Here is a 9,356-nt window from a genome sequence, read left to right on the forward strand (position 1 = left end):
AAACCGTTAGTTGCCGCCTTTCAGCAGGCGCATCATGTCTTCCTGCTTTTCTTCTTCTTCCTCTTCTTCCTCGTCATCGTAGGAAAGACCCAGCTTTTGCATCAGCTCATCGATGCGATCCAGCTTGGCATCAACCCAGGACTGATCTTCCGCGCTCAGGGTTTCTCCTGCTTCAAGACGCTCCAGCAGCGCATCCAGGCGCTCATCCGTTTCCAGTAAATCCAACTCAGCCTGTGGTGAAAGCATAGGTTTCTCACTCTTCGGTTTGTGCTGTTTGGTGACTTTTTCGGTCACGCCCAATGGAATGGGGGTTTTGCTGCCAATACGAGGATCTTTTTGCTTATTTTGGTTTCCGCCACCAGATGCGCCTTCACTACCGGACGCACGGCTACCTGCCGCATGACCACGGTGTTTTTTCTGGCGCTTACGGTCGCGAGCTTCCTGGTTAATTTCTTCGCGTGTTTTACGACGCGCTTTTGCAGGACCTTTACCGCGTGGTGTAGAAGTTGGTTTCATCATGATTCGTCTTTGGCTGTTTTTATTCAGTATATAATTGCGCCGGAATCTAGCAGAAATAAAGAAAAAAGGCGACAGAGTAATCTGTCGCCTTTTTTCCTGACTCTCAACCCTTACGGGCTCTACAATCCCTGTTGGCTATCAACACACCCTGTTTTTCCCTTAGCCTCTAACATTCCGTGTTGTTTCCATTTCCTTTTACTAACGTCTCCGGACGTTTGTCTTCCTGACAATCCTGTGTCTTCGCCTCCTGGCGCTCCTGACCCTCATCCTGAGTCGTCTATCCTGTCAGCTTCCTCGCTATGGACGCTACTTTACCGTTTTGGTTTAAACGTACAAGTAACCTGGGTAACAATTTCTGATTTTAAGAATAGCGCCCAAATGTAACCATATGATTTATTTTAGTTCTGTCATTTTTTACTCTGTCATCTCGTATAGAAACTGTCGGCAATGTCTCACAAAGCGCGAGGTTTTTACTTACACAGCCCACTCGTCGAAAAACCAGCCTTTTGCTGGGGTTCAGGTATAATCGCTGCAAAGCCCTGATTGATGGAGAGGACTGCTTTGACTAACTTGAATTATCAACAGACGCACTTTGTGATGAGTGCGCCTGATATTCGCCACTTACCTTCCGATACCGGTATCGAAGTGGCTTTTGCTGGCCGTTCCAACGCAGGCAAATCCAGTGCGCTAAATACCCTGACGAATCAAAAAGGTCTGGCGCGTACATCTAAAACGCCGGGTCGTACTCAGCTCATCAACCTGTTTGAAGTCGTTGACGGCAAACGCTTGGTCGATTTGCCAGGATACGGTTATGCCGAAGTTCCAGAAGAAATGAAGCGTAAATGGCAGCGCGCGCTGGCTGAATATCTGGAAAAGCGTCAGAGCCTGCAAGGTCTGGTGGTACTGATGGATATTCGTCACCCGTTAAAAGATCTCGATCAACAGATGATCCTGTGGGCAGTTGAGAGCAACGTTCAGGTTCTGGTACTGCTGACTAAAGCAGATAAGCTGGCCAGCGGTGCACGCAAAGCGCAGCTGAATATGGTACGTGAAGCCGTACTGGCATTTAACGGTGATGTGCAGGTAGAAGCATTTTCATCGCTGAAAAAACTGGGTGTGGACAAACTGCGGCAAAAACTGGATAGCTGGTTTAGTGAACTGGCACCGGTTGAAGAGGTGCAGGAAGGGGAATAACCCACCGATATGCCGGATGACGCCGCTGCGCGTCTTATCCGGCCTACAGCATGTGCAAAACTTTTCTTTCGCACAATAAAAAACGCCCCAGTCATTACTGACTGGGGCGGCTAAAATATTCAGCCAAATCCGATTACGTGAAGTAAAAGGTCTGAAAGATAGAACATCTTACCTCTGTACCCTACGAGAATAACTTTACTCTTTTTTGAGCAGCTCAGAAAGCACTTTTTGTAATTTTTTTTCATTCCTTACATAGGGAATTCTAATGGACATCACAAAAAGCTCTCTCTTATGTTGCTTAGTTACGAAAAAGGAGCGTTATTAAGTAAACCCTTAGTGCGCCTGATCCCAGTTTTCACCACTCCCGACTTCCACCAGCAACGGCACGTCAATCTGAGTCTCGTTTTCCATCAGTTGGTGGATCTTTTTGGAGACGCTTTCCAGATCATCTTTGTGCACTTCAAACACCAGTTCATCGTGTACCTGCATGATCATGCGCACGCGCGGTTGCTCGGTTTGCAGCCATCCATCCACGGCAATCATGGCTCGTTTGATAATGTCTGCAGCAGTTCCCTGCATCGGGGCGTTAATGGCCGCACGTTCAGCACCAGCGCGACGAGCACCATTACTGGATTTAATATCCGGTAAATAGAGACGGCGACCTTCCAGCGTTTCTACATAGCCTTGCTCTTTCGCCTGCGCGCGGGTGCGTTCCATGTATTCCAACACACCAGGGTAGCGTTCAAAGTAGAGATCCATGTACTTCTGTGCTTCTTTGCGCGGAATATTCAACTGGCGCGCCAAACCAAAGGCGCTCATCCCGTAGATCAAACCGAAGTTAATGGCTTTAGCGCTGCGGCGTTGCTCGCTGGTCACAGAATCAAGCGGTAAACCAAAGACTTCTGCCGCCGTTGCGCGGTGAATGTCTTTCCCTTCGGCAAACGCGGTAAGCAGACCTTTATCACGTGAAAGGTGCGCCATGATACGCAGTTCAATCTGTGAGTAGTCCGCAGAGACAATCACGTAGTCTTCTGGCGCAATGAACGCCTGACGAATACGACGACCTTCATCATTACGTACCGGGATGTTTTGCAGGTTTGGATCCGTTGAAGACAAGCGCCCGGTGGCAGTAACCGCCTGATGGTATGAGGTGTGCACGCGCCCGGTTTTCTTGTTAATCATCAACGGAAGCTTATCCGTATAGGTCGACTTCAGTTTTGCTAAACCACGATATTCCAGGATCACTTTCGGCAATGGGTAATCCAGCGCGAGCTCTTCCAGTACCTCTTCCGACGTTGATGGCGCGCCGCCAGGGGTTTTCTTCAACGGCTTAATACCCTGCTTTTCAAACAGGATAGTTTGCAGTTGCTTAGTGGAAGAGAGGTTAAACGCTTCTCCGGCGATCTCGTGCGCTTTTTGCTCCAGCTCATTCAAACGCAGCGTCAGCTCTTCTGAATGCTTGTGCAGAACAGCCGGATCGATTTTCACACCGTTGCGCTCAACGCGAGACAAAACCGGCACCAGCGGCATATCGATATTTTCAAAGACGTTCAACGGCCCTTTATGCTGCTGCAATTCTGGCCACATTTTCAGATGCAGCTGTAGCGTAACGTCGGCGTCTTCCGCAGCGTAACGGCCAGCCTCTTCCAGTGCTATCTGGTTAAAGGTCAGCTGGTTTTTGCCTTTTCCGGCGATCTCTTCAAAGGTGATGGTTTTATGTTTCAGCCAGCGGTCCGACAGGCTGTCCATATCGTGTCGTCCAGCGACGCTGTTAAGAATGTAGGATTCGAGCATGGTGTCAAAGGTGATGCCGCGCAGCTCGATGCCATAGTTCGCCAGGATGCCGCGATCGTACTTCAGGTTTTGCCCGACTTTGTGCGCGTTCTCATCTTCCAGCAGCGGCTTTAGCAGCTCCAGCGCACGGTCGCGCGCGATCTGGTCAGGGGCATCCAGGTAATCGTGGGCAACAGGAACATACGCCGCCACACCCGGTTCAATGGCAAAAGACAGGCCAACCAGATTCGCGGAAATGTTGTCCAGGCTGTCAGTTTCAGTATCGAAGGCAAAGACAGGTGCTTTTTTCAGCTTAGCGATCCACTCTTCCAGCGTCGCTTCGTCCAGAATCGTCACATAGTTTTCATACGAAAGAACCGTGGCCGGTTCCTCGGGCGTTTCATCGACGACAATAGTTTCTTGCAGTTTTGCCGCCGGCTTCGTCCCTTTCGCCTGTAGCCATTTACCCGCTTCAACGTCGGTAACCCAACGTTTAAATTCATACTGTTTAAACAGGCCAAGCAGTTCTTCTGCAGCGGGCTGACGCACTTCAAGCTGCTCACAGGTCAATTCCAGCTCAACATCGGTTTTGATGGTAGCCAATTGATAAGAGAGGTACGCCACCTCTTTGTTCTGCTCAAGTTTGCCTGCCATGGTTTTCGCACCACGGAAGGTCAGCCCCGCTATTTTGTCTGATTCGGCATAGAGGGTATCCAGCCCACCCAGCCCCTGCAGTAGTGCCTGAGCGGTTTTTTCGCCTACGCCTGGAACGCCAGGAATGTTATCTGAGGAGTCACCCATTAGCGCCAGGAAATCGATGATCAGTTCCGGCGGGACGCCGTACTTATTTACCACTTCATCCGGGCCGAGGATCGTATTGGTCATGGTGTTGATAAGGGTGATATTCGGCGTCACCAACTGAGCCATATCTTTATCACCGGTGCTAATTAGCACCGGGCGACCGATCTTCTCTGCTTCCCGCGCCAGCGTACCGATAACATCGTCCGCCTCCACGCCAGAAACAGCCAACAGTGGCAGCCCCATCGCCTTTACCATCGCATGCAGAGGTTCAATCTGCGCACGCAGATCGTCCGGCATCGGTGGGCGGTGAGACTTATAATGTTCGAATAATTCATCACGGAAGGTTTTACCCTTGGCGTCGAATACCACCGCTGCATGGGTTGGTTGATATTGCAGAATCAAGCTACGCAGCATGTTGAGGACACCGTACATCGCGCCCGTAGGTTCTCCTGCGCTGTTAGTCAGCGGTGGGAACGCGTGGTATGCGCGATACAGGTAAGATGAGCCATCTACAAGGATAAGTGGGTTTTCTGGGATCTGAACCATAATGTCCGTGCCTGTTTATCAGATTATGGGTAAAGGATGCCACAGACAGGATGAAAACATGAGTTTTTCGCCGCATTTGTCGAAAAACTTTTGCAGATCTTCTGCTTTGCTCGCAAAGACAGCTGTGGATAACTTTGTGAATAAATAATTTTCAGCTCTTTAAATATAGCAAGGCAATTAATACCCCATTGTATTTATACAATAATTTCAATTAGTTAAATAAACTCACGACATTTTATTCCATTTTTACAGCTTATATCCTGATGTGGATAGATATTCTCTTTTTTTCTATTCAGGGAAGATCCATCATTTGGTTCGTTTTCTGATAAAATCAGCCCCTTGCGCCTCTTTCGCGCACTGTCTATGGCTAACCTTTTGAATAATTTAATTATGACGAGAATACTCGCTGCGATAACGCTGTTGCTGAGTATCGTATTGACCATATTGGTCACGATTTTTTGTTCTGTGCCGATCATCCTTGCCGGGGTTGTGAAACTCCTTTTGCCCATTCCTGTCGTCTGGCGCAAGGTTTCTGTCTTCTGTAATTTCATGATGTACTGCTGGTGTGAAGGTCTGGCGCTACTGCTGCACCTTAATCCACGGCTGAAGTGGGATGTTGAAGGGCTGGAAGGTCTTAGCAAGAAAAACTGGTATCTGCTCATTTGTAATCATTACAGCTGGGCCGATATCGTTGTGCTTTGCGTTCTGTTCCGTAAGCACATCCCGATGAATAAATATTTCCTCAAGCAACAGCTGGCCTGGGTGCCCTTTATTGGCCTGGCTTGCTGGGCGCTGGATATGCCGTTTATGAAACGCTATTCACGTGGCTATCTGCTTCGCCATCCGGAACGCCGTGGTAAAGATGTCGAAACAACCCGTCGTTCCTGCGAGAAGTTTCGCGTACACCCGACAACCATTGTGAATTTTGTCGAAGGTTCGCGCTTTACCAAAGATAAACGTGAGCAAACCCGCTCACCCTATCAAAACCTGCTCCCACCCAAGGCGGCAGGTATTGCGATGGCATTAAACGTACTGGGGTCACAGTTCGATAAAATGTTGAACGTCACGTTATGCTATCCGGAAAACAGCAGTCGGCCTTTCTACGACATGCTGAGCGGTAAGCTAACGAGGATTGTCGTGCGGGTGAATCTGGAGCCAATCCATGAAGAGTTACACGGTGATTACGTGAACGATAAGGCATTCAAGCGCCGCTTTCAGCTGTGGTTGAATACGCTGTGGAGTGAGAAAGACGCGCAGCTCGACGCGATTAAAGCCGCAAATAAAAAAGCCGGTCAGTGACCGGCTTTTACTTTTACTTCTGACCGACCAGGTATTTCACGGTATCCGCATACTGTTGTACAAAGATATCCATGCTGCTGGTATCCATGCCCTGCGGGTTGACCTGATATTTGCCATTCACGAACATCGCCGGAACGCCCTGCAGCTGTAAATCAGCCGCTGCTTTTTCCTGCTGTGCCACGAGAGATTTCACTACGAAGCTGTTCCATGCCGCATCATAGTCTTCGCCTTTAATACCCGCATCGACAAACACTTTACGGATGTCAGCAACCGACTGAACGGTCTGCGTTTTCTGAACGCCTTCAAACAGCGGAACAGTAACCTGATCTTCAACACCCAGCGCCATAGCAACCGCCCATGCCTGCGTCAGATCTTTGCCCAACGGCCCGAGAAACTCGACGTGGTATTTGGTCATCTTGGTGCCTTCCGGCAGTTTTTTCTTCACGTTATCAGATACATGAAGCACTTCTTCAAACTGATAGCAGTGCGGGCAGTAGAAGGAGAAGAACTCCAACACTTGCGGTTCACCCGCAACAGGCTTCTCCAGGGTGATGTATTGTTTACCATCCTGGAACTGCGCTGCAGATGCGCTAAAAGCTAAGACCATACCAGCCAGCGCCAGCCATATTTTTTTCATGTTCAAGTTTCTCCGATTAATACATTGGCGTTAATTGTAAGGGGGGCTCTTGCAGAATTTTTGCCTGCTCAATAAAGGTCGCGGTCTGACGATGCCAGTAATCTTCCCCGGTTAACCACGGGAAGTTTTTTGGGAACGCAGGGTCAGCCCAACGTCGAATCAGCCAGGCAAGATAATAAACTAAACGCATAGCGCGTAAAGGTTCTATCAGTCCGATTTCAGAGATGTCGAACTCACTAAACTCTTCATAAGCCTCGATAATGGTTTCTAGCTGCATGCGTTGTTCAGCTTTATCACCATTGAGAAGCATCCATAAATCCTGAATAGCCGGACCATTGCGGGCATCATCTAAATCGACAAACATCGGGCCATCGCGCCACAGAATATTACCGGCATGACAATCACCGTGCAGGCGTAACGCAGTAAAACGCGTATGCCAGCGTTCAGTAACCACCGCGATAAGCGCATCCGTTGCCTTCAGGAAAGCCGCTTTTTGCCCTGATGGGATAAGCTGTGCGTGTTCAAAAACTTTACGCGGCTCAGTCAGGTATTCTTCAAGGCCAATCGTCGGTCGGAAGGTAAAAGTACGCTTGCATCCGGTCTGGTGCATACGCCCGAGATAGCGCCCCACCGCCTCCATCTGATCGATGTTGTCAGCTTCAAACTGTCGTCCACCGACGCTGGGGAAGATCGCATAATGGAAACCCTGATGGCTTAACAGCGTTTGGCCGTTCAGTACCAACGGTGCAGCTACCGGGACTTCATCGCTTACCAGTTCCAGAGCAAACTGGTGCTCTTCCTGGATCTGATCGACAGACCAGCGTTCAGGGCGATAAAACTTAACGACAAAGCGTCGACGGTCTTCGTCCTGGAATTGATAGACACGGTTTTCATAGCTGTTAAGCGGGGTAAGCCCGGAATCCACCCGGATCCCCTGCTCAAACAGTGCATCCATGATGGTATCCGGGTGTAGCGTCTGGAAATTAAAAGCGTTGTCGTTCATCCCATCATCCGGAAAATACTACGAATGATTCAGGATATCATTTCGCAGCGCTTTCGGTGGCGGCGATTACAAGCTTTTACTCTTTAATTACGCCACGAGCGCGGAGTAGTGCGGTTTTAAAATCTTCTTCATAATCTTTCTGAATACCAGGGATGACAGCATCCTTCGCTGAGTCTCGCATTTTCAGGTGATAGATCAGAATGTCATCAGTTAAATCCGCCAGTTCGCCGTCAAAACCTGACTCTTGCGCCAGTTTCTGCAAAAATTGCATCAGGTTAAGATCGGGTTCCTTCTGCCAGGCAGGCTGGAGGAGTTCAATAACTTCATTCAGACGTTTACATTTCATGGTTGTGCTCCTTAGGCTCAATACAGATACGTTAGCAGGGTCAATCCCACATTAAAAGAGGCGATATCAGTGATTCTGGATAGTGCAATAACAGGGGTTGTGCTGGCTGGCGGTAAGGCCAGACGGATGGGTGGGACCGATAAAGGTCTGCTTGAACTGGACGGTAAACCTCTTTGGCGGCATGTGGCCGACATTCTCGCTTTGCAGGTCGAAACCGTGGTGGTTAATGCCAATCGCCACCGGGATATATACCAGCAAAGCGGCCTGAAAGTTATTCCCGATTCCTTGGCCGATTTCCCTGGCCCACTGGCCGGGATGCTATCGGTATTCCTGCAGCAAACGGGGGAGTGGTTTCTGTTTTGCCCGTGCGATATGCCCTATATTCCTCACAATCTGGTCGCTCGTTTAAAAGAGCAGCGCAAAGCTGCTCCCGTTGTCTGGGTGCATGATGGGGAAAGAGATCACCCAACCATTGCGTTGATGCACCGCTCGATGCAGCCTTTGCTGCAGGATTATCTTCAGTCCGGTGAACGACGTGTCATGGTCTTTATGCGTCTGGCTGGCGGCCATGCTGTCGATTTCAGCGATCATAAAGATGCGTTCGTAAACGTGAACACCCCCGAAGAGCTCGCAAAATGGCAGGATAAATCATGATCCCATTTCTCGCCATTGCGGCATGGAGCGGCACGGGAAAAACCACGCTGCTCAAAAAGTTGATCCCGGAGCTACGTGCCAGAGGTATACGTCCCGGATTGATTAAACATACTCATCACAATATGGATGTCGACAAGCCCGGTAAAGATAGCTATGAACTGCGCAAAGCCGGTGCAGCACAAACGCTGGTCGCCAGCCAGCAACGTTGGGCATTAATGGTAGAAACACCGGAAGAGCCCGAACTGGATTTAGCGTATCTGGTAAGCCGGATGGATGCAGCAACGTTGGACCTGGTGCTGGTTGAAGGGTTTAAGCATGAACCTGTCGCTAAGATCGTGCTTTTTCGCGACGGTTGCGGGCATAGTCCTGAAGAATTGGCGATAGACGAATATGTTATCGCGGTTGCCAGTGATGTTCCGCTGGCGGTGGATGTTCCATTGTTAGATATTAACGACATACAGCAAATTGCTGATTTTGTTACGCAATGGATAAGATGGTAACCGTGGTGTTGTGATGTGCCTGATGCGCTGCGCTTATCAGGCCTACAAAATACGTTCAGCCCGGCCCCTGTAGGCCGGATAAGG

Annotated in this window: 11 protein-coding genes and 1 pseudogene; 4 read left to right on the forward strand and 8 right to left on the reverse strand. The window is 49.5% G+C overall.

Features of this window, described 5'->3' with window-relative positions; all coding sequences use genetic code 11:
* Positions 1-6 precede the first annotated feature (6 nt).
* Positions 7-516: a Der GTPase-activating protein YihI gene (gene yihI / locus OGX97_RS00505; RefSeq protein WP_003028627.1), complete on the reverse strand. Its 510-nt coding sequence runs from the start codon at positions 514-516 to the stop codon at positions 7-9.
* Between the two features lie 169 nt (positions 517-685).
* Positions 686-871: pseudogene (locus tag OGX97_RS00510) on the reverse strand (hypothetical protein).
* A 209-nt stretch (positions 872-1,080) separates the two neighbouring features.
* Between OGX97_RS00510 and yihA the strand changes: the two are divergent.
* The gene (yihA, locus tag OGX97_RS00515) at positions 1,081-1,713 is read left to right on the forward strand and encodes a ribosome biogenesis GTP-binding protein YihA/YsxC (RefSeq protein WP_008786982.1); all 633 of its coding nucleotides are present in this window, start codon (positions 1,081-1,083) and stop codon (positions 1,711-1,713) included.
* A gap of 119 nt (positions 1,714-1,832) precedes the next feature.
* Here the strand turns inward: yihA and OGX97_RS23245 are convergent, their stop codons facing one another.
* The 3 genes from OGX97_RS23245 to OGX97_RS00525 all read right to left on the reverse strand — a co-directional run bounded on the left by OGX97_RS23245 (position 1,833) and on the right by OGX97_RS00525 (position 5,384).
* The gene (locus OGX97_RS23245) at positions 1,833-1,880 is read right to left on the reverse strand and encodes a spot 42 RNA, inhibition of DNA synthesis (RefSeq protein WP_071892919.1); all 48 of its coding nucleotides are present in this window, start codon (positions 1,878-1,880) and stop codon (positions 1,833-1,835) included.
* 166 nt (positions 1,881-2,046) lie between these two features.
* Entirely contained in the window at positions 2,047-4,833 is a 2,787-nt protein-coding gene (polA, locus tag OGX97_RS00520) for a DNA polymerase I (protein WP_235125990.1), read from the reverse strand.
* A 215-nt stretch (positions 4,834-5,048) separates the two neighbouring features.
* Positions 5,049-5,384, reverse strand: coding sequence for a hypothetical protein (locus tag OGX97_RS00525; protein WP_230320052.1), 336 nt, complete (start codon positions 5,382-5,384; stop codon positions 5,049-5,051).
* Between OGX97_RS00525 and OGX97_RS00530 the strand changes: the two genes are divergently transcribed.
* Positions 5,278-6,132, forward strand: a complete 855-nt coding sequence (locus OGX97_RS00530) for an acyltransferase (protein ID WP_230320050.1) — start codon at positions 5,278-5,280, stop codon at positions 6,130-6,132. The genes OGX97_RS00525 and OGX97_RS00530 overlap by 107 nt on opposite strands.
* A gap of 13 nt (positions 6,133-6,145) precedes the next feature.
* On the opposite strand, the gene dsbA is transcribed toward OGX97_RS00530, so the two are convergent.
* The 3 genes from dsbA to OGX97_RS00545 all read right to left on the reverse strand — a co-directional run bounded on the left by dsbA (position 6,146) and on the right by OGX97_RS00545 (position 8,118).
* Complete coding sequence (gene dsbA / locus OGX97_RS00535) at positions 6,146-6,769, reverse strand: thiol:disulfide interchange protein DsbA (RefSeq protein WP_003028621.1); 624 nt, start codon at positions 6,767-6,769, stop codon at positions 6,146-6,148.
* A gap of 16 nt (positions 6,770-6,785) precedes the next feature.
* Positions 6,786-7,772 (reverse strand): serine/threonine protein kinase, encoded by a 987-nt coding sequence (locus OGX97_RS00540; protein WP_174770869.1) that lies wholly within the window; start codon positions 7,770-7,772, stop codon positions 6,786-6,788.
* A 76-nt stretch (positions 7,773-7,848) separates the two neighbouring features.
* Positions 7,849-8,118, reverse strand: coding sequence for a YihD family protein (locus tag OGX97_RS00545; protein ID WP_003028616.1), 270 nt, complete (start codon positions 8,116-8,118; stop codon positions 7,849-7,851).
* Between the two features lie 69 nt (positions 8,119-8,187).
* Between OGX97_RS00545 and mobA the strand changes: the two genes are divergently transcribed.
* Positions 8,188-8,772, forward strand: a complete 585-nt coding sequence (gene mobA / locus OGX97_RS00550; RefSeq protein ID WP_048227536.1) for a molybdenum cofactor guanylyltransferase MobA — start codon at positions 8,188-8,190, stop codon at positions 8,770-8,772.
* Complete coding sequence (mobB, locus tag OGX97_RS00555) at positions 8,769-9,272, forward strand: molybdopterin-guanine dinucleotide biosynthesis protein MobB (protein WP_060683030.1); 504 nt, start codon at positions 8,769-8,771, stop codon at positions 9,270-9,272. Before mobA ends, mobB begins: the two co-directional genes overlap by 4 nt.
* Positions 9,273-9,356 lie beyond the last annotated feature (84 nt).

It is taken from the genome of Citrobacter sp. Cpo061 (assembly GCF_030332845.1).
GTDB lineage: Bacteria > Pseudomonadota > Gammaproteobacteria > Enterobacterales > Enterobacteriaceae > Citrobacter > Citrobacter portucalensis.